The sequence below is a fragment of the Halobacterium rubrum genome, from assembly GCF_021729015.1.
GTDB lineage: Archaea > Halobacteriota > Halobacteria > Halobacteriales > Halobacteriaceae > Halobacterium > Halobacterium rubrum.
Window position 1 is genome coordinate 159,324 of sequence record NZ_JAJQQZ010000002.1, and the last position, 20,669, is coordinate 179,992.

19 protein-coding genes are annotated in these 20,669 nt (G+C 69.4%); 15 read left to right on the plus strand and 4 right to left on the minus strand.

Annotated elements, in window-relative coordinates:
* Positions 1-59 precede the first annotated feature (59 nt).
* The 7 genes from ppsA (at position 60) to metG (ending at position 9,507) form a co-directional block, all read left to right on the plus strand.
* Complete coding sequence (gene ppsA / locus LT971_RS08360; RefSeq protein ID WP_237006464.1) at positions 60-2,321, plus strand: pyruvate, water dikinase; 2,262 nt, start codon at positions 60-62, stop codon at positions 2,319-2,321.
* Positions 2,322-2,386: 65 nt separating this feature from the next.
* Positions 2,387-3,634 (plus strand): M48 family metallopeptidase, encoded by a 1,248-nt coding sequence (locus LT971_RS08365; RefSeq protein WP_237006466.1) that lies wholly within the window; start codon positions 2,387-2,389, stop codon positions 3,632-3,634.
* Positions 3,635-3,726: 92 nt separating this feature from the next.
* Entirely contained in the window at positions 3,727-4,698 is a 972-nt protein-coding gene (locus LT971_RS08370) for a hypothetical protein (protein ID WP_237006468.1), read from the plus strand.
* A 45-nt stretch (positions 4,699-4,743) separates the two neighbouring features.
* Positions 4,744-5,811: a tyrosine decarboxylase MfnA gene (gene mfnA / locus LT971_RS08375; RefSeq protein WP_237006470.1), complete on the plus strand. Its 1,068-nt coding sequence runs from the start codon at positions 4,744-4,746 to the stop codon at positions 5,809-5,811.
* 72 nt (positions 5,812-5,883) lie between these two features.
* The gene (locus LT971_RS08380; protein WP_237006472.1) at positions 5,884-6,456 is read left to right on the plus strand and encodes a VTT domain-containing protein; all 573 of its coding nucleotides are present in this window, start codon (positions 5,884-5,886) and stop codon (positions 6,454-6,456) included.
* A gap of 42 nt (positions 6,457-6,498) precedes the next feature.
* Positions 6,499-7,191, plus strand: coding sequence for a LiaF transmembrane domain-containing protein (locus LT971_RS08385; protein ID WP_237006474.1), 693 nt, complete (start codon positions 6,499-6,501; stop codon positions 7,189-7,191).
* Positions 7,192-7,425: 234 nt separating this feature from the next.
* Positions 7,426-9,507, plus strand: a complete 2,082-nt coding sequence (gene metG, locus LT971_RS08390) for a methionine--tRNA ligase (protein ID WP_237006476.1) — start codon at positions 7,426-7,428, stop codon at positions 9,505-9,507.
* A 164-nt stretch (positions 9,508-9,671) separates the two neighbouring features.
* On the opposite strand, the gene LT971_RS08395 is transcribed toward metG, so the two are convergent.
* Complete coding sequence (locus LT971_RS08395; protein WP_237006477.1) at positions 9,672-9,962, minus strand: GYD domain-containing protein; 291 nt, start codon at positions 9,960-9,962, stop codon at positions 9,672-9,674.
* A gap of 105 nt (positions 9,963-10,067) precedes the next feature.
* Here LT971_RS08395 and pyk point away from each other — a divergent pair, with 105 nt between their 5' ends.
* The 5 genes from pyk (at position 10,068) to LT971_RS08420 (ending at position 14,630) form a co-directional block, all read left to right on the plus strand.
* On the plus strand, positions 10,068-11,804 hold the full coding sequence (pyk, locus tag LT971_RS08400) for a pyruvate kinase (RefSeq protein WP_237006478.1): 1,737 nt from the start codon (positions 10,068-10,070) through the stop codon (positions 11,802-11,804).
* Positions 11,805-11,841: 37 nt separating this feature from the next.
* Positions 11,842-12,039: a DUF7312 domain-containing protein gene (locus LT971_RS08405; RefSeq protein ID WP_237006479.1), complete on the plus strand. Its 198-nt coding sequence runs from the start codon at positions 11,842-11,844 to the stop codon at positions 12,037-12,039.
* A gap of 32 nt (positions 12,040-12,071) precedes the next feature.
* A complete protein-coding gene (locus LT971_RS08410; RefSeq protein ID WP_237006480.1) occupies positions 12,072-12,671 on the plus strand; it encodes an NfeD family protein in 600 nt (199 codons plus the stop codon).
* Between the two features lie 106 nt (positions 12,672-12,777).
* Entirely contained in the window at positions 12,778-13,956 is a 1,179-nt protein-coding gene (locus LT971_RS08415) for an SPFH domain-containing protein (RefSeq protein ID WP_237006481.1), read from the plus strand.
* A gap of 68 nt (positions 13,957-14,024) precedes the next feature.
* Positions 14,025-14,630, plus strand: a complete 606-nt coding sequence (locus LT971_RS08420) for a winged helix-turn-helix transcriptional regulator (protein ID WP_237006482.1) — start codon at positions 14,025-14,027, stop codon at positions 14,628-14,630.
* A 388-nt stretch (positions 14,631-15,018) separates the two neighbouring features.
* Here LT971_RS08420 and LT971_RS08425 read toward each other — a convergent pair whose 3' ends face one another.
* Positions 15,019-15,261 (minus strand): DUF7123 family protein, encoded by a 243-nt coding sequence (locus tag LT971_RS08425; protein ID WP_237006483.1) that lies wholly within the window; start codon positions 15,259-15,261, stop codon positions 15,019-15,021.
* A gap of 268 nt (positions 15,262-15,529) precedes the next feature.
* Between LT971_RS08425 and LT971_RS08430 the strand changes: the two genes are divergently transcribed.
* Positions 15,530-17,371 carry a flippase-like domain-containing protein gene (locus tag LT971_RS08430; RefSeq protein WP_237006484.1) on the plus strand — a complete coding sequence of 614 codons (1,842 nt, stop codon included), beginning with the start codon at positions 15,530-15,532 and terminating at the stop codon, positions 17,369-17,371.
* A gap of 11 nt (positions 17,372-17,382) precedes the next feature.
* Here the strand turns inward: LT971_RS08430 and LT971_RS08435 are convergent, their stop codons facing one another.
* On the minus strand, positions 17,383-17,940 hold the full coding sequence (locus tag LT971_RS08435) for a DUF84 family protein (RefSeq protein ID WP_237006485.1): 558 nt from the start codon (positions 17,938-17,940) through the stop codon (positions 17,383-17,385).
* Positions 17,941-17,965: 25 nt separating this feature from the next.
* Positions 17,966-18,676 (minus strand): cobalamin-binding protein, encoded by a 711-nt coding sequence (locus LT971_RS08440; RefSeq protein WP_237006486.1) that lies wholly within the window; start codon positions 18,674-18,676, stop codon positions 17,966-17,968.
* 285 nt (positions 18,677-18,961) lie between these two features.
* Between LT971_RS08440 and LT971_RS08445 the strand changes: the two genes are divergently transcribed.
* A complete protein-coding gene (locus LT971_RS08445; protein ID WP_237006487.1) occupies positions 18,962-19,921 on the plus strand; it encodes a transcription initiation factor IIB in 960 nt (319 codons plus the stop codon).
* Positions 19,922-19,984: 63 nt separating this feature from the next.
* Positions 19,985-20,659, plus strand: a complete 675-nt coding sequence (locus tag LT971_RS08450; protein WP_237006488.1) for a type I 3-dehydroquinate dehydratase — start codon at positions 19,985-19,987, stop codon at positions 20,657-20,659.
* Positions 20,660-20,669 lie beyond the last annotated feature (10 nt).

Sequence of the window (20,669 nt, forward strand, 5' to 3'; positions counted from 1 at the left end):
AGTTCGGCCGAGGCGTTCGGAATCTTCTTAGGGGCTTTCTGTGACTGTACAGACGCCACATGGCTGTACGCTGGCTGGAAGACGTACGGGCCGACGACATCGACAGCGTCGGCGGAAAAGGGGCGTCGCTCGGCGAGCTCACGGACGCCGGGCTCCCCGTCCCACCGGGCTTCGTCGTGACCGCCGGCACCTACCGGACGTTCATCGAGGAAGCGGGTATCGACCAGGAACTGTTCGAGGCGGTGGACGTCGACGCGGAGGACTCCGCCGCACTCGCGGACGCCGAGGCGCGAGCGAAAGACCTCATCCTGAACACCGAGTTCCCCGAGTCGCTTCGCGAGGACATCCTCTCGTCGTACGACGCGCTCGACGACGGGCAGGCGTTCGTCGCCGTCCGCTCCTCGGCGACCGCCGAGGACCTCCCGGACGCGAGCTTCGCCGGCCAGCAGGAGACGTTCCTCAACATCACTCGAGAGGACCTGCTGGACCGCGTGAAACGCTGCTGGGCGAGTCTCTTCACGCAGCGCGCCATCTACTACCGACAGGAACAGGGCTTCGACCACGACCTCGTGAACATCGCCGTCGTCGTCCAGCGCATGGTCGACGCCGAGAAGTCCGGCGTGATGTTCACCAGCCACCCGTCGACGGGCGCCCACGAGGCCATCATCGAGGCCGCGTGGGGGCTCGGCGAGGCAGTCGTCTCCGGGTCCGTCTCGCCGGACAACTACGTCGTCGACCGCGACGACGGCGCCGTCCAGGAGGTGACGGTCGCGGACAAGAAGGTGATGCACGTCAAGGACACCGACACCGGGGAGACCGTCGAGCGCGCCGTCCCCGACGAGAAGCGCACCGAACGCGTGCTCGACGACGACGAGATCGGGGACCTCGTCGCCATCGGCGAGCGCGTCGAGGACCACTACGACAGCCCACAGGACGTCGAGTGGGCGATGGTCGACGGCGACGTCTACATGCTCCAGTCCCGGCCGATCACCACCATCGACGACACCGACGAGGAAGACATGACTGACACCGACGGCAGCGGCGACGGCGAAACGCTCGTGAACGGCCTCGGCGCCAGCCCGGGCGTCGCGTCCGGTCCGGTGCGGGTCGTCACGAAACTCGACCAGCTCGACAAGGTCGGCGACGGCGACATCATCGTCACCGAGATGACCACGCCGGACATGGTCCCGGCGATGAAGCGCGCGGCCGGCATCGTCACCGACGAGGGCGGCATGACGAGCCACGCCGCCATCGTCTCCCGCGAACTCGGCTGTCCGGCGGTCGTCGGCGCGACCGACGCCACCACCAGCCTCCACGACGACCAGATCGTCACCCTCGACGGCGACCGCGGCGTCGTCCGCGAGGGCCGCGAGGAGACCGAAGCGGAACACGACCCCATCGAGGAAGCCCGCCCGACGACGCCGGTGAAGCCGATGACCGCCACCGAGGTCAAGGTCAACGTCTCCATCCCGGAGGCCGCCGAGCGAGCCGCCGCCACCGGCGCCGACGGCGTCGGCCTGCTCCGCATGGAGCACATGATCCTCTCCACGAACAAGACCCCCGAGCGGTACATCGAGGACCACGGCGAGGACGCCTACGTCCAGGAGCTCGTCGACGGCGTCCGGGGCGTCGCCGAGGAGTTCTACCCGCGGCCGGTCCGCGTCCGGACGCTGGACGCGCCGACCGACGAGTTCCGGCAGCTCGAGGGCGGCAACGACGAACCCCACGAGCACAACCCGATGCTCGGCTACCGGGGCATCCGCCGCAGCCTCGACCGCCCGGACGTCTTCAAGCACGAGCTGGAGGCGTTCCGCGAGCTCTACGAGATGGGCTACGACAACGTCGAGGTGATGTTCCCGCTCGTGAACGACGCCGAGGACGTCGCTCGCGCCCGGACCCTCATGGAGGACGCGGGCATCGACGTCGAGAAGCGGTCGTGGGGCGTCATGATCGAGACCCCGGCGTCCGCGCTGGCGATGGACGAGATCGCCGAGGAGGGCGTGGACTTCGCGAGCTTCGGGACGAACGACCTCACGCAGTACACGCTCGCCGTCGACCGCAACAACGGCAACGTCGCCGACCGGTTCGACGAGCTCCACCCGTCCGTGCTGCAGCTCATCGAGCACACCATCGAGGCGTGTCGCGAGCACGACGTCGCCACCAGCATCTGCGGGCAGGCCGGCTCGAAGCCCGACATGGTGGACTTCCTCGTGGAGACCGGCGTCTCCTCGATCTCCGCGAACATCGACGCCGTCCGCGACGTCCAGCACGAGGTCAAGCGCGTCGAACAGCGCATGCTGCTGGAGTCCGTCCGGGAGTAAGCCCGCCCGCCGTCGCCGCCTCCCTCGCCCGAATTACTTAGGGGTGAAGGCGGCTACTGGTGGACATGCTCGTCTACCACGCCGTCTTCCTCGCGCTCGTCGCCGGAACGACGCTGTTCTTCGCGTCTCTCGCGGCCCTGAACGTCCAGTACGCCGAGCGCGCAGTCCGCGAGCGCACCGAGTGGCTGGCCGACCGCATCGGCGTCGACGACCCCGAGGAGCTGCTCGCGTACCACCGGCTCGGCACGGCCGCCAGCCAGCTGGAGTCCGTGGTCGTTGTCGGCGTCGTTCTCCTCGCGCTGTACGCCGGCGTGTTCGGCGGGGCCGTCGAGTGGGTGTACGGCGCCGTCGGCAACGACCTGCTCGCCGGCGTCGCGCTGTTCGTCGGTTCGACAGTCGCGTTGCAAGTCGTGAGTCTGCCGTTCGACGTCTTCGACACGTTCGCCGTCGAGACGGCGTTCGGGTTCAACGAGCAGTCCCCGGCGCTGTTCGCCCGCGACAAGCTCGTCGGCACCGCCGTCGGCGCCGTGTTCGTCGCAATCCTCGGTGCGGCCGTCCTGTTCACCGTGCAGGCGTTCCCCGAGTGGTGGTGGGTCGCCGCGACCGGCGTCGTCGTCGCGTTCCTGCTCGCCACGCAGGTCCTCGTCCCCCGGGTCGTGATGCCGCTGTTCTACGACTTCGACCCCGTCGAGGACGGCAGCCTCCGGGACGCCGTCGAGGACGTCTTCGACCGCGCCGGCTTCACCTGCGACCAGGTGTACGTCATGAACGCCTCCTCGCGCTCCGGGCACTCCAACGCCTTCTTCACCGGGTTCGGCGCCACGAAGCGCGTCGTCCTCTTCGACACGCTCGTCGACCAGATGGACGACGAGGAAGTCCAGAGCGTGCTCGCCCACGAGCTCGCGCACTGGAAGAAGGGCCACATCTGGCAGAACGTCGCCGCGAGCGCGCTGCAGGCGGCCGTCCTGCTGTTCGTCGCGTCGTTCCTGCTGGACGCCGGCTGGCTGTACGGGATGTTCGGCGTGCCCGAGCAGCCGGCCGCCGGCCTGCTGCTGGCGGGGCTGTGGCTGCAGCCGCTGAACCAGCTCACCGCACCGCTCCAGAACAAACTCTGGCTCGCCAACGAGCGCGAGGCCGACGCGTTCGCTGTCGACGTGATGGGCGGCGGCGAGTCGCTGGCGGACGCGCTCGCGGACCTCACAAGCGAGAACCTCGGCAACCCCTTCCCGCACCCCTACTACGAGGCGTTCCACTACCAGCACCCGCCGGTCCCGGAACGCATCCGCTACCTCACCGAAGGCGACGAGTCCTGACTCGTCGTCGGGTGCGGCCGTCGACTGGAACGCACTTCGTTTCTCTCAAAGTTTGGTAAATTTTTTATTCGGTAGCGAGCCCAGAATGTGTCGTGAAGCGACTGACTGCAGGACTGCTCGTCGCCGTCGCACTGCTCACCGTCTCCGGCTGCACCGCCCTCCCCGGAGTGGGCGGAGACGTAGACCCGCCCGGCGTCGAGGACGGCGAGCTCGCCAACGAGACCGCACTGGTCGAGGCACACCTCGACGAGCGCGGCGACAGCTACGAGGTCCAGACCACCCACGAGGAGACCGCCGGGAACACCACCTCGAGCGACGAGATGCGCGTCGTCGTCGCCGACGGCGACACGTTCGTCCACCGAGAGACGACGACGAAAGACGACGCGACGAGCGTCTACGAGTCGCTGTCGACCGACTCGTTCACGGCCTCGAAGCTCCCAGACGGGACGTTCAGTATCGGGTCCCGGTACAGCGCCGGCAGCGCGCACGGCATCCCCAGCCAGTTCGACCTGCTGCGGCTGGCAGACTTCCAGACCGCCGGCACGACGACCCACGACGGTGACCGGGTCGCCCGCCTGCGCGCCAGCAGCCTCACCGATGACGCCGACGTCAGCTTCGAGCTACAGCGCGCGACCCTGCTCGTCGGCGACGAGGGCCTCGTCCACGAACTCGACTACCGGCTGACCGACTACGCTGCCACCGACGACTTCCAGTACACCGTCACGCTCGCGTCGACCTCCGTCGACAGCCTGCCGGCGCCGGACTGGACCAGTGACGCCCGCGAGGAGCTGCCGGACGCCGACATCGACGTCTCCACCAACAGCGAGGGCTACGTCGTCATCGAACACGCGGGCGGCGACGCCTTCGACGCCCGCCTCCGGGTCGACCGCCAGCTCCTCACCCACGAGGACTTCCAGCCCGGCGAGAAACTGTACGTCGGCGAGAAGAGGGGTTCGTACGACGTGGCGACGATGTGGACCGGCGACCCGGTCGACGGCGAGGTCACAGTCACCGTCACGGGCGTTGTGTCGCCGGAACGGGCCACCGTGAACGCGGACGGCTGATACGATAGCGGAACCGCTAAACCGCTGCTGGCTCTCCCCGTGGGTATGACGCGTGCGGAAGCGAGGCGAGCGCCACAGGACTTCGACCGGGTGCTGTCCTCGATGTGCACGGACCCACACCCCGCCGCCCGCGAGGCAGCACAGCGCTTCCTCGCGACGAACCCCGGCGACCCGGAGACCTACCCTACAGTCACCGAACTCGAACGGGAAGCCGTCGGGATGCTCGGCGACGTCGTCGAGCTCGACGACCCCCACGGGTACGTCGCCGCCGGCGGCACCGAAGCAAACCTCCAGGCAGTCCGCGCCGCCCGCAACCTCGCGGACGGCGACGACGTCAACGTCGTCGCGCCGGAGAGCGCGCACTTCAGCTTCCAGAAGGCCGCCGACGTCCTCGACGTCGAGTTGCGGCTCGCGCCGACGGACGACGACCACCGGGCTGACGTCGACGCCGCCGCCGACCTCGCGGACGACGACACGGCCGTCGTCGTCGGCGTCGCCGGCACCACCGAGTACGGCCGCGTCGACCCGATTCCCGCGCTCGCCGACGTCGCCGCCGACGTCGACGCCAGCCTCCACGTCGACGCCGCCTGGGGCGGGTTCGTGCTGCCGTTCACCGACCACGACTGGAACTTCGCGGACGCCCCCGTGGACACGATGACCATCGATCCGCACAAGGTCGGGCAGGCGCCCGTCCCCGCCGGCGGGTTCCTCGCCCGTGACCCGGAGACGCTCGACGCGCTCGCCATCGCGACTCCGTACCTCGAATCCGACACACAGCCGACGCTGGGTGGTACGCGCTCCGGCGCGGGTGTCGCCGGCGCACACGCCGCACTCGAGGCACTATGGCCGGCCGGCTACCGGGAGACCTACGAGCGCTCGCAGGCGAACGCCGACTACCTCGCCGCCGAGCTGTCGGCTCGCGGCTACGACGTCGTCGAGCCCGAGCTCCCGCTTGTCGCCGCCGACCTCCCCGACGGCGAGTTCCGGGCGCTCCGCGACCGCGGCTGGCGCATCTCCCGCACGGCGTCGAACGCGCTCCGCGTGGTCTGCATGCCCCACGTCACCCGCGAGATGCTCGACGCCTTCCTCGCCGACATCGACGCCGTCGCCTGACCAGTCGGCCGACTGCGGCCAGTCCGTGGGACTCCAGTAGGGTTTTGACCCATGGGTTCCTTCGGGCAGGTAGTGTCTGTCACGGTTCCCCTCCTGCTGGGCTTCGACTTCGGCGGCGTGGAAGGCGCTGTCCGCGCCGCAACCGGCTGGACTGGGCTCACGCTCATCTTCGTCTACTCGTTTCTCATCACGTTCGTCCTCCCGCTGCCCGGCGAGGTCGTGCTCTGTCCGGCCGGCTACGTCTGCAGCGAGGCCGCCCATCTCGGCCTCGGACTCTCCGGCGCCCCGCTCGTCCTGCTCGTCATCGTCGTGAGTGCCACCGGGAAAGCCCTCGGCAGTGTCGTTGCACTCCACCTCGGGTACAACGCCAGCCACTCCGGTGTCGTCGTCCGCACCCTCCGTCGGTTCGGCTACCAGCCCATGGAGTGGTCGCGCTCGACGCTCGTCGACCTCGTCAAACAGTACGGCTACTACGGGATGGCGATGGCGCTCTCCGTCCCCTTCTTCCCCGACACCATCTCCGTGTACGCGTTCTCCGTCATCGACAAGGACTACCGGCGGTTCGCCGCCGCCGCGTTCGCCGGCGGCGTCGGCCGGCTGGTCGTCACCATCGCGCTCTTCGAAGGCGTCGTCATCCTCGCGTGAACCAGCGGTACTGTTAACACAACCGGCGTGGTCGCCGCACGTATGGCTCGCCTCCGCTCCGGCCGGCTCACCACCGGCGGACTCATCGTCCTCGTCGGACTGCTGTTGTTGCTGTCGACGACCGACCTCGTCGCCACCGAGAACCTCTGGGACTACCTGCCGCTCGTCTTCGTCGCGCTCGGCGTCTGGGCGGTCGTCCGCAGCGGCTTCCGGAACCTCACCGGCCCCGTGATGGTCGTCGCCGTCGCCGGCACCTTCCAGGCGCGGAACCTCGGCTACCTCACCAACCAGCAGATCGGCGAGTGGTGGCCGCTGTTCGTCGTCCTGTTCGGCGTCCTCTACGTCGTCGGCCGGTCCCGGCGCACCCGGGGCGTCTCCGTCGACGCCAGCGACGCCGGCGACGTCTCGCTGGTCAGCGTGTTCAGCGGCACACAGCGCCGCGTCACCGGGAGCGGCTTCCGGGGCGGCGACGTCTTCGCGGCGTTCGGCGGCGCGGAGCTCGACCTCAGGGACGCCGACGTCGCCGACCCGCCCGCGACCGTCGAGTGCCTCGTCGCGTTCGGCGGCGCCGAAATCCACGTCCCCGAGGACTGGACGGTCGAACTGGACGTGCTCAGCGTCTTCGGCGGCAGCGAGGACGCCAGACCACCCGCCGCCGACAGCCGTGGCGACCGCGACACCGACCTCGTCGTCACCGGCCTCGCCCTGTTCGGCGGCGTCTCGGTCGAACGCTAGACTTTTTGTCGACCCACCCCGACGGGTGTCCGTGACTCGCGCGGTCGACCACCGGCGGCCGATGCGCATGCGAGCGTAGCGCTGCCAGCGGGTGGACCGCCGCCAACGAGCCCTCGTGCGGCTGTCGGACGGCAGCGAACCACGCATTCTCCGCCAGTACAGTTCGAGCCCGACAACCAGCACGCCACGACACAACCAGCGGGCTTTAGGCCCGCGCCACGGCAACACGAACACATGACAGACGAGGACTACCCCACGGACGACCCGGCGGTGGTCACGGCGGGACTGCCGTACGCCAACGGCGACCTCCACGTCGGCCACCTGCGCAGCTACGTGAACGCCGACGCGCTCACGCGCGGCCTCCGGAAACTCGGCCAGCACGCCATCTACGTCTCCGGCAGCGACATGCACGGCACCCCCATCGCCGTCAACGCCGCCGAGGAGGGCGTCGACCCCGAGGAGTTCGCGCTCCGCCACCACGAACAGTACGAGGCGACGTTCCCGAAGTTCAACGTCGACTTCGACCAGTACGGCCACACCCACGAAGAGACGAACACCGAACTCACGAAGGAGTTCGTGCGCGCCTGGGAGGCTAACGACCACGTCCACGAGAAGGAGATCGACGTCGCCTACGACCCGGACGCCGACCAGTGGCTGCCCGACCGATACGTCGAGGGGACGTGTCCGTACTGCGGCGAACACGCCCGCGGCGACGAGTGCGACGAGGGCTGCCAGCGCCACCTCGAACCCGGCGAGATCGAGGACCCCGTGTCGACGCTCACCGGGAACCCCGCCGAGTACCGGCGCCGCGAGCACAAGTTCCTCCGGCTCTCGGACTTCCAGGACCACCTCAAGGGGTTCATCGAGCGACTGGAGGGCACGAGCAACGCCCAGAACCAGCCCCGGGAGTGGATCGAGGGCGAACTGCAGGACCTCTGCATCACGCGGGACATGGACTGGGGCATCGACTACCCCGGGGAGAGCGGCGAAGCCGCGAACGGGAGCGAGGACCTCGTGCTGTACGTCTGGGTGGACGCCCCCATCGAATACGTCTCCACGACCAAACAGTACAGCGAGCGCACCGGTGACCTCGACTGGGAGTCCGTCTGGAAGGACGGCGACGGCGAGATCATCCACGTCATCGGCCGCGACATCATCCAGCACCACACGGTGTACTGGCCGTCGATGCTGGAGGGCGCCGACTACACCGAGCCCCGGGCCGTGTGCGCGACCGGGTTCGTGAACATCGACGGCAAGGGCCTGTCGACCTCGAAGAACCGCGCCATCTGGGCGGAGGAGTACCTCGACGAGGGGTTCCACCCCGACCTGCTGCGGTACTACCTCGCGACGGCCAGCGGGTTCGAGCGCGACGTGAACTTCTCGTGGGACCAGTTCGCGCAGCGTGTGAACACGGAGCTTGCGGACGCCGTCGGGAACTTCGCGTACCGCGCGCTGCTGTTCGCGAACCGGAACTTCGGCGGGACGCCCCAGGACGCCGAGCTCTCGGACGAGGTCGAGACCGAGATCGCGCAGGCGATGGACGACTACGAGGACGCGCTGAACGACTACGACCTCCGGACCGCCGGCGAGCGAGCCGTCGCGCTCGCCCGCTTCGGGAACGAGTACATTCAGCGCAACGAGCCCTGGAAGCTCGACGACGAGGCGGCGGCGCCGGTCATCCGCGACTGCGTGCAGCTCGTGAAGGCCGTCGCGGTGCTCCTGCAGCCGTTCCTGCCGGAGAAGACCGACGACCTCTGGAGTCAGATCGGTGAGGACGGCAACGCCGCGGACGCCACCGTGGCGGACTGCCTGCAGGCGCCGGCCGCCGAGTTCGGCGAGCCCGAGGAGCTCTTCGAGAAGGTCGAGGACGAGCGCGTGGCGGAACTCGACGAGAAGCTCGAGGCGAAAATCGAAGCAGCCAGTAGCGAGGCGGACGACGACGGAGACGTGACCGACGACGAAGACGACGCTTCGACCGAACTGGAACCACTGGCCGACGACCGCATCAGCTTCGAGGACTTCCAGGACCTCGACCTGCGCGTGGGCGAAGTCGTGTCCGCCGAGGGCATCGAGGGCGCCGACGACCTCGCGCGCCTCGAAGTCGACATCGGCCACGAGGTCCGCCAGGTCGTGGCCGGCATCAAGCAGCTCCACGACCTCGACGCCCTCCCGGGCACGAAGGTCGTCGTGGTGGCGAACATGGAGCAGTCCGAGCTGTTCGGCGTGGAGTCCAACGGGATGGTGCTGGCGGCCGGCGACGACGCCGACCTCCTCACCACGCACGAGGACAGCGAACCGGGCACGAAGGTCCTGTAGGAGGCGTGCAGGCGACGGGACGGCGCCGGTGCGTGGTGTCGCCGTTCCGCGTCCGCACGCACCGGCCGGCTGTTACGTCACGCGCCGGAGTGGTCCCGGACTCGTACTTGAATCTACGGAGCCGGTGGCAACGTCTGTCCGGGACGCCGTCGGCGGCGCCGTCGCTACGTCCCGTCTTCTGCGAGCTTGCCGAGTTCGTCGACGTGCATGGCTTCCATCGTCTGGAGTTCGATGCCGTAGCGTTCGGCGGCGATGGAGGCTTCGAGTGCTGCCTGTCGGTCGGCGGCGTCGAAGAGGAGGAGAACGTCGCGTTCGCCGAGGAGGACGTAAGCGTCGCGCAGCGAGCACTCCCGGGTCTCGAGGTCCTGGCGGAGGTCGCCCCAGATGGAACCGAGTTCCTGGACGTTCTGGAATTGGCCGGTCTTGACGTTCGCGAAGGCAGCGTAGGTCGGCATATGTTGCCATACCGCAGAGTGAGTAAAAACCCCTGTGGCTGAGTGAGTACTCGGTTTCGAGTTAATAGCGTGGATTTTTGCCGGGTGGTGGCGTACGCCCGGGCAATGAGAAACGCGAAGATCGTCTGCACGCTCGGGCCGGCGACCGACGACGAGGCGTCGGTGCGAGCGCTCGCGGACGCGGGGATGACGGTGGCGCGCATCAACGCGAGCCACGGTGACGCCGAGGCCCGCCGAGAGCTCGTGGAGACGGCGCGAGCGGTGGACGAACAGACCGAGAAGCCGGTGGCAGTGATGCTGGACACCCAGGGGCCGGAGGTCCGGACCGCAGCAACCGACGGCGAGGTCGAGATTCGGGAAGGCACGGAGGTGGCGTTCGCCGAAGAGGAGACGACGACGCCCGAGCGGGTCGGGCTCTCGACGAGCATCGCGGCGGCGGCGCCCGGTGACACCGTGTTGCTCGACGACGGCCGTATCGAAGCCGTCGTCGACCGCGTGGAAGGTGAGACGGTGTACGCCGACGTGCTGTCCGGCGGCGCCCTCGGCAGCCGGAAGGGCGTGAACGTCCCGGGCGTGGAACTCGGACTGGACGTCGTCACCGAGAAAGACCGCCGGGACCTCGAACTGGCGGCGGAACTGGACGTCGACTACGTCGCGGCCAGCTTCGTGCGGGACGCCGAGGACGTGCTGGCCGTGAGCCGGGTCCTGGAGTCGTTCGGCGCCGACGACATCCCCATCGTCGCGAAGATCGAGCGGGCGGGCGCCGTGGAGAACCTCGACGGCATCGTGGAGGCCGCACAGGGCGTGATGGTCGCCCGCGGCGACCTCGGCGTCGAGTGCCCGATGGAGGACGTACCGATGATCCAGAAGCGCATCATCCGGCAGTGCCGGGACGCGGGCGTCCCCGTCATCACGGCGACGGAGATGCTGGACTCGATGGTGAGCGCGCGCCGGCCGACCCGGGCGGAGGCCAGCGACGTCGCCAACGCCGTCCTCGACGGCACGGACGCCGTGATGCTGTCGGCAGAGACGGCCGTCGGTGAGGACCCGACGCGCGTGGTGGAGACCATGGACCGCATCGTGCGGGAGGTCGAGGAGAGCGACGAGTACGCCGAACTCCAGGAGCAGCGCGTGCCGACGGCGACCGGGACGGCGAAGACGGACGCGCTGGCGCGGTCGGCGCGCTACCTCGCGCGAGACATCGACGCGAGCGCGGTCGTGGTCGCCTCCGAGTCCGGGTACACGGCGCGGAAGGCGGCGAAGTTCCGGCCGAGCGTGCCGGTCGTCTGTGCGACGCCCTCGCACGGCGTCAGGCGGCAGCTCGCACTGAACTGGGGCGTGCACGCGAACTACGCGGAGGTCGCCGAGGGCGACGCGACGACCGTCGTCGAGCGCGCGGTGCAGGCAGCCGTCGACTCCGGCGAGGTCGCGAGCGGCGACACCGTGGTCGTGCTCGTCGGAATGATGACCGAACTGGAGGGCGCCTCGACGACGAACACCCTGAAGGTCCACGTCGCCGCCGATACCCTCGTCGCGGGCCGGTCGGTCGTCGACGGCCGGACGACGGTCCGGGCGTTCCGCACCACCGACGGCGACCTCTCGGACGCGCCGGAGAACGCCGTCGTCCTCCTGGAGCCGGGCTTCGACGGCGAGTTCGACGGCGACCTCTCGAAGCTTTCGGCGGTCGTGAGCGCCGACACCGGACTCACCGGCTACCCCGCCGTCATCGCCCGCGAACTCGACGTACCGATGGTCGGGGACGCCGACGTGGACGCGGTTCCGGACGGCGACCTCGTCACCGTCGACGGCGAGCGCGGCGTCGTCTACGAGGCCGACCAGTGACCCGGGGGCTTTTGCCCGTCGGCGGCCAAGCACGGGTATGAGTGAGACGGACGACGGCAGCGGCGGCGAGAACGCCGAGGGCGAGTGGCGGTTCGGCCTCGACGAGGTCGGCGAGGAGGCCGACCTCGGCCCGGACCCCATCGAACCGGGGTCGCCGTCCGTCGAGAACGTCGCGTTCTTCCTGCTGGGCGTCGCGACGATGGCGGGCGCCATCGCCTTGCTGTTGTTCGGGTAACGGTTTTCACCCCACCCTCCCAAGTCGGTGGCATGGACGGTGTGTTCGGGCAGTCGCTGTCGTTCGTGCTCGTCGTGGCGGGGGCAGTGTTGTGTATCGCCGAGGCGCTGGCGCCCGGTGCACACCTCATCGTGCTCGGCGTCGCGTTGCTCACCGCCGGACTCGTGGGGATGTTCCTGCTGTCGAACGCGACGCCGTTCGTGCTGGCCGGGCTGGTGCTGGTCGTCGGCCTCGTCGCGCTGTACTTCTACCGGTACTACGAGATCTACGAGGGCACCGGGAGCGGGCAGACGTTCGCCTCCAGTGACCTCCGGGGGCAGACGGGCTACGTCGTCGAGGAGGTCACGCCGCGGTCGGGGCGAGTGGACCTCGAAGGCGGCGGATTCGACTCCTCGTACGCGGCGCGGACGACGACCGGCACCATCCCGGCCGACACCGAGATCGTCGTGGTCGACCCGGGTGGGGGTAACGTCGTGACCGTCGAACGCCTCGAGGACCCGGCTGCGGGGGACGATGCGACCCTCGTGCAGGAGCAGGACGACGGCGACGGCGAGAACGACGGCAACAGCAGCGGCGGCGACGGCGGCACCGACACCGACGACGAGACCGACGACACGGTGGCGGGCGCCTGACTGCTGCGGCCGGTGCTGACTCGGGGGTTGCGCCGAGCAGGCGGGCGATTGCAGCGACCGCGAGCGACGCCAACACTTATTGTCCGTTCGCCGAACGTTCAGGACGATGCTCAGTCCATTACAGGGAGGCGGCACCCTCTGGGCGGCCGCCACCAGCACTCCCGCGACCATCGTCGGTAACTCGCTGACGACGGTCGTCGGGTTGCTGTTGCTCGTGTTGCTTGCGGTCGTCGTCTACGAGACGGTCCAGATCGTCGACGCCTACGAGAAGCAGGCGCTGACGGTGTTCGGCGAGTACCGGGGGCTGCTCGAGCCCGGTATCAACATCATCCCGCCGTTCGTCTCCCGGACGTACACCTTCGACATGCGGACACAGACAATCGACGTGCCCCGTCAGGAGGCCATCACGCGGGACAACTCTCCGGTGACGGCCGACGCCGTGGTGTACATCCGCGTGCGAGACGCCAAGCGGGCGTTCCTCGAGGTCGACGACTACAAGACCGCCGTGTCGAACCTCGCGCAGACGACACTGCGCGCCGTGCTCGGCGACATGGAACTCGACGACACGCTGAACAAGCGACAGGAGATCAACGCCCGCATCCGGACGGAGCTGGACGAGCCCACCGACGAGTGGGGTATCCGGGTGGAGAGCGTGGAGGTCCGCGAGGTCAACCCGAGCCAGGAGGTCCAGAAGGCGATGGAGCAACAGACCAGCGCCGAGCGTCGCCGCCGCGCGATGATTCTGGAGGCGCAGGGTGAACGGCAGTCCGCCATCGAGAACGCGCAGGGTGACAAGCAGTCGAACATCATCCGCGCGCAGGGTGAGAAGCAGTCCCAGATTCTCGAGGCGCAGGGTGACGCCATCTCGACCGTGCTCCGCGCGAAGTCCGCGGAGTCGATGGGCGAGCGCGCCATCATCGAGAAGGGCATGGAGACCCTGGAGGGCATCGGCGACGGCGAGTCGAACACGTTCGTGCTCCCGCAGGAGGTCACGAGCCTCGTCGGCCGCTACGGCAAGCACCTCGCCGGCAGCGACGTCGGCGACGGCGGTAGCGACCTCGAGAGCATGGAGTTCGACGACGAGACCCGCGAGCTCATCGGGCTCGACGACATCGACGACATCCTGAACCAGATCAGCCAGGAGGCGGACGTCGACCCCGCCGAACTGGAGGAGAAAGCAGAGGCGGTCCAGCGCGGCGAGGACGCCGGCCTGCAGGACGCCGACGAGGTCATCGAGGAGATGGACGCGGAACTCGAGACCGACAACGGCGACGACTCGTCCTAGTGGCTGCCTAGCCCGGCCACCGGGTCGCACCGAACGTTTTTCTCTGCCCGTCGCGTACGGTGACGCGAATGGGCATCGACGAGGACAAGCGCGCGACCCTCCGCCGGTTCGCCGCGGTGGGCGCAGCCAGTCCGCTGACGCGGCTGGCGGGCGAGGACGGCGTCGAGGGGAGCAGCGACGTCCGGGACGCCATCACCGGCTACCTGGCGACGACGCCGGGCGCGCACTTCTCGAAGCTCCGCGACGACCTCCAGCTGGGGACGGGCGAGACCCAGCACCACCTGCAGCGGTTGCTGGACGACGGCGCCGTCGAGAGCGTGCGCGACGGCGACTACAAGCGCTTCTATCCGGCCGGCCAGTTCTCGACGTTCGAGCAGCGCGCGCTCGGCTACCTCCGTCGGGAGACCCCGCGGGGGATGGTGGTCGAACTGCTCCGGGACCCGGACGCGACCGGCGGCGACCTCGCGGCCGCGCTGGACGTGTCGCCCGCGACAGTGAGCAAGTACGCTGCCGAACTGGAGGACGCCGGGATGCTGTCGCGCGTGGACGGGTACGCCGTCCAGCAGCCCGAGACCCTCGTCACGCTGCTCGTACGGTACGCCGACTCCTTCGACGCCAACGCCGTCGACTTCGCCGGCGAGGCGGCCGACCTCCTCTCCTACGACCCGTCGTAGCTGTCGCTGACGGTCTGGAGCACGCAGCCCGGGTTGGCTGCGAAGACAGATACTGACAGTGGTAGCGGTGTCGCCGTCGACGGTCGGCGACTGACCGGGTGGGGTGTCGCCGTCGACGGTCGGCGACTGACCGGGTGGGGTGTCGCCGTCGACGGTCGGCGACTGACCGGGTGGGGTGTCGCCGTCGACGGTCGGCGACTGACCGGGTGGGGTGTCGCCGTCGACGGTCGGCGACTGACCGGGTGGGGTGTCGCCGTCGACGGTCGGCGACTGACCGGGTGGGGTGTCGCCGTCGACGGTCGGCGACTGACCGAAAACGCAGGTGGATGACAGCGAGACCGGCGAGTGGACGACAGCGGTGTCGCGGCGGGAGCGTGTCGCTCGCCGGTCAGGCGACGACTTTCCAGGTGGTCGACGACGAGTAGCCCCAGCGTTCGACCTCCAGGTCGTGGTCGTCGGCGTCCTCGATGGCGGGCATGTTGGCGCCGACCTCCTTCGCGGAGAGCTCGAGTTCGTCGCCGATGAGCCGCGATTTGAAGTACGTGCGGTCGTCGGCGTGGTCGCGGAGGTACTCGAGAATCCGGTGCTGTTTCGGGGTGAGTGACTGGCTCGTCGCGGCGGTCGCGCTCATGTCTGTATGGAGGGCGTACCAGCCCAAGAGGGATTTGGTACGGCCAGTAAAAATCCGCGCCTTCTTGCGGTTTTTCGGCTGTCGGGCGGTCCCGCGGGGCCGGTACGGCCCCCGCCTGGTAGGACTGGTTAACTGGAGGAATCCCCGCGAGACGAGCGTGCCGAGCGGTGGGGCGGACGCCAGCAGCAGTGTCCGTCAGTCGAGCGGGCCCGCCGCCCGCGTGCGGAGTCAGAAGGTACTTACTGCGAGCTAGACGACTGTGCAGCCAATGAGCGACTCGGCCGTCGAGGTGAGTGTCGTCCTCCCGGCGTACAACGAGGCCGACACCATCGAGGCGACGGTTCGGACCACGCTGGAGACCCTCGACGGCTTCCTGCCGGCGGGCAGCTTCGAGGTCGTCGTGGCCGAAGACGGCTGCGAGGACGAGACGCCCGAGATTGCGGCCCGGCTGGCGGCCGACGACGACCGCGTCCGGCACTTCCACAGCGACGAGCGGCTGGGCCGCGGCGGCGCGCTGAACGCCGCGTTCCGGGACGCACTGGGTGACACGCTCGTCTACTTCGACACGGATCTGGCGACGGACATGCGCCACCTCGAGGAGCTCGTGGAGAGCGTCCGCAGCGAGGGCTACGACCTCGCGACGGGCTCGCGGTGGATGCCGGGCGAGGCGGCCGACCGGCCGGCGAAGCGCGGCGTCCCCTCGAAGGGGTTCAACGTCGCCGTGCAGGCGCTGCTCGGGTCGGAGCTCCGGGACCACCAGTGTGGGTTCAAGGCGTTCAGCCGGAACGCCTTCGAGACGCTGGTCGACGACGTGGCAGACGAGCACTGGTTCTGGGACACCGAGATGCTCGTCCGGGCGCAGCGACAGGGCCTCGACGTCAAGGAGTTCGCCGTCGAGTGGACGTCGAAAGGCGACTCGAAAGTCGACCTCGTGCGGGACGTCTTCGGGATGGGCAGCCAGATTCTCCGGTGTTTCTGGGAGTTCTCCGTGAGCCCGTACGCGAACCGCCGCACGGGGATGGTGGTCGGCAGCCTGCTGTCGGTGGCGGCGTTCGCGCTGATGTTCGTCTACATCGACGTCGACGCGTTCGTCGACGCCGTCTCGAACGCCGACCCCGCGCTGGTCGCGGCTGGCGCCGTCGTCTACCTGACGTCGTGGCCGCTGCGCGGCCAGCGCTACCGCGACATCCTCGAGGAACTCGGGTACCGCGAGGACGTGTGGTTCCTGACGGGCGCGGTGTTCATCAGCCAGACCGGGAACCTCGTCATCCCCGCGAGGGCGGGTGACGCCATCCGCGCGTACGTCGTCAAGGCGCGCCGCGGCGTCCCCTACACCACCGGGTTCGCGTCGCTGGCGGTCGAGCGCGTCTTCGACCTCCTGACCATCACCGTGCTCGCCGGCGGCGTGCTCGTGGCGCTGTCGGCGTTCTCGCCGTCGACGCTCGCGGAGCTGGCGTCGACGGCTGCCGGCGAGGGGCTCAGCGGACAGGAGTCCGCCGCGGTCCAGCAGGCGACGGTGGTGTCGACGGTCGTCGGCGCGCTCGCCATCACCACCGTCGTCGCTATCGTGTGGTCGGCGCGAACCGACTCGAACTACGTCCGCGGGGTCGTGGAGTGGGCCAGCGACGACTCCTACGTCGAGTTCGTCGCCGACATCTTCGAGCGGTTCGTCGGCGACGTGCAGAAGGTCGCCGTCGACGGCCGCGCGTTCGCTGGCATCGGCGCCTCCAGCGTCGTCATCTGGACCATCGACGTGGCGACGGCGCTGCTCGTGTTTCTGGCGTTCGGACTCGAGCTGTCGCCGACGAGCCTGCTCGCCGTCGGGTTCTTCGCGGTGAGCGTCGGCAACCTCTCGAAGGTCATCCCGGGACCGCCCGGCGGCATCGGCATCTACGAGGCCGCGTTCGCCGCCATCGTCTCGACGCTGCTCCCGGTGGCGTTCGGCACGGCACTCGGCATCGCCATCGTCGACCACATCGTGAAGAACGTCGTCACCGTCGTCGGCGGCGCCGTCTCGATGACGACGCTGAACGTCTCGCTGACCGAGGCCGTCGACGGTCGGGAGGCGGACGTGGCGGCCGAGAGTGACGCGGCCCCCGTCGACGAGTAGGCGGCCCGCAGTCAGTAGTGCTCGGTGACGAACGGGCCGACTGCGCCGGCGACTGCCGTCCGGAGCGCCTCCGTTCGGTCGGTCATCCCGGCGGTCAGCACGCCCGCAGCGCCCTGATTCTCGGCGACGCCGGAGGTGTCCAGCAGGTCGTCCATCACCGGTCCGAGTTCCGCGCCGTCGTGGAGACGGTCGGCCACATCGTCGGGCAGGCGGAGGCGCGGTCCCGCCCCGATTTCGATGCGGTCGCCGTCGGTGGCGGCGGCCCACATTATCAGGTAGAGGTCGCCGGCCCGCTCGGCGACGCCACCCTCCAGACCGACGCCGAGGTCGTGGTCGTCATCCTCAGAACGCGAAGCGTTCTGACGGGCTGCGGAAGACGACGTCGTCGTCTTCCGAACGTCGAGCGCGCGCTGGGCGCGGTTGCGGGCGCCTGCAACGGTCTCGTCGTCGCCCCACGGCTGTTCGCTGACGCCGCTCTCGACGGCGACGCGCTCCACTGTCGCGTCCGGGAGCGCGCGCCGGACGGCGTCGCGCTTCACGGGATTCCCAGAGCCGACTGCTACGTGCACGACCGAAGACGCGAGGCGGTGGGCCTTAGTCGTCCCGGAGCCGGCGAGCCAGGGCCTCGATGCCGTCGACGAGCCGGGGGCTGGGCTGGTTCAGGAGGCTGTCGTCGACGACGTGCACCTCGGCGTCGAGCCCCCAGCGCGCGGCCGGGTCGGCGTCCGTCTGCTCGCCAGTCCCGCAGATGTGGACGACGGCGTGGCCGGGGTCGGTGTCGCGGACGGCCGCAGGGTCGACCTCGCGGGAGCGCTCGCCCGCGTCGACGAACGGGTACCGGCCCCCAGCGGCCTCGACAGCGTCGGGCACCCAGTTTCCGGCGGCCATCGGCGGGTCCGCCCACTCCTCGCAGTAGACCACGGGGCGGTCGTCGGGAGCGCCGGCTCGGACTACGTCGACGCGTTCGCGGCAGTCGGCTTCGAGTCGCTCGCCGCGCTCCGGGAGCCCGACGGCTGCGCCGATAGCGGCGAACGACGCGAGGACGTTGTCGAGCGTCGCCGGCTCGGTGTGGTGGACGTCGAACCCGCGGTCGCGGAGGTCGTCTCGGATGTCCGCCTGGAGGTCGTCGCTGGTCAGAACGACGTCCGGGTCGCAGTCGGCGACCGCCTCGTAGTCGGGGTTCAGCCAGCCGCCGACGGCGGGCGCGTCCGCGCTGCAGTGTGTCGTCGCCCCGACGAGGCGGTCGGCGGCGTCGAGGGCGGCGACGACGTTCGTGGCGCTCGGCGCGAGCGAGACGACGCGCATACCCCCTCGTTCGGTGACCGGGAGGAAAACGCTCGCGGTACCAGCAGTCGACTGTTCTGACCAGAGTTCATCAGTAATAATCATTGTTGAAGCCGGCTTTTTTCCTGTTTTCGTGCTACGGATTAATTCGAGGTTACCACACCAGCCATACTCCGGGATTTCGCCAGCGTGCGGACGCGTCACACCGACACACGGGCCGACCAGAATACACAACTGTTAAGGGGGAACTGAGTAAATGAATGGGCTACGACTCATCCGGGTTTTTCCGGGGGGCTGTACGCTAGTATGACAGACGCACGAATGCGTTCCCGCGAGCAGGAGCGCACGGACGAGACGGAATCGGAATCGACGGACGGCTGCCCAGAGTGCGGCGGCCTCGTCGTCAACGACGAGGAGCACGGCGAGTCGGTCTGCGCCGACTGCGGGCTCGTCGTCGAGGAGGAGGGCATCGACCGCGGGCCCGAGTGGCGCGCGTTCGACTCCAAGGAGAAAGACGAGAAGTCCCGGGTCGGCGCCCCGACCACGAACACGATGCACGACAAGGGGCTGTCGACGAACATCGACTGGCGGGACAAGGACGCCTACGGCAACTCGCTGTCCAGCAACCAGCGCCAGAAGATGCAGCGCCTGCGCAAGTGGAACGAGCGCTTCCGCACCCGAGACGCGAAAGAGCGCAACCTCAAGCAGGCGCTCGGCGAGATCGACCGCATGGCCTCGGCTCAGGGCCTGCCGGACAACGTCCGGGAGACGGCGTCGGTCATCTACCGCCGCGCGCTCGAGGACGACCTGCTGCCCGGTCGGTCCATCGAGGGCGTCGCGACGTCCTGCGTGTACGCCGCCGCCCGGCAGGCCGGCGTCCCGCGCAGCCTCGACGAGATCGCCGACGTCTCCCGCGTCGAGAAGGCCGAGATCGCGCGCACCTACCGTTACGTCGTGCGCGAGCTCGGTCTGGAAGTAGCGCCCGCCGACCCCGAGAGCTACGTGCCGCGGTTCGCCAGCGACCTCGGCCTCAGCGACGAGGCTTCTCATCGCGCCCGCGAGCTCCTGAAGACGGCGAAGGACAAGGGCGTCCACTCCGGGAAGTCCCCGGTCGGCCTCGCGGCCGCCGCCGTCTACGCCGCCGCCCTCCTGACGAACGAGAAGACGACGCAGGCGAAGGTCTCGGAAGTCGCAGACATCTCCGAGGTCACCATCCGCAACCGCTACCACGAGCTGCTGGAAGCCGAAGACACAATCCCGGTGTAGCCGTCCGGCTCCGTTCGGGAGCGTGTAGCACCCTTTTTGCCGCTGGCCGCGCGTACGGCGGGTATGGACTTCCAGGACTTCCTGCTGGCGGCCTCGACCGGCGACCTCTCCACGGAGCCGGCGGCCCGCGAGCACGCCGACCTCGTCGAGTTCCGGATGGACCTCGCCGAGGACCCACTCGCCGACCTCGACGACTACGGGGGCGAGCTCCCGGTGCTGGCGACGAACCGCCCCGAGTGGGAGGGCGGCGAGGCCGACGACGAGGGCCGCATCGACGCCCTCGCCGAGGCCGCGCGCACCGACTGCGTCGCCGCCATCGACGTCGAACTCGACTCGCTGGTCGACGAGGACGGCGACGGTGCCGAGGCGCTGGCGGCGGCCCGGTCGACGGACACCGCTACCGTCGTCTCCGCCCACGACTTCGAGGGCGCGCCCGCCCTCTCCGGGATGGCCGACCGCCTCGGGGAGGCGTGCTCGCTGGGGGACGTCGGGAAGCTCGCCGTGACCCCCACCGACCGCGGCGACGCGCTGAATCTCCTGCGGGTCACCCACGAGTACAGCGCGGCCGGCATGACCGTCGCGACGATGGGGATGGGCGAACTCGGCCGCCACACGCGCGCCGTGGCGCCGCTGTACGGCTCGATTCTGGGCTACGCGCCCGTCGACCCCGAGGACGCGACGGCGCCCGGCCAGTACAGCGCGGCGGCGCTTCGCGGCCTGCTCGCAGACCTCCGGTAGCGCCACGTCC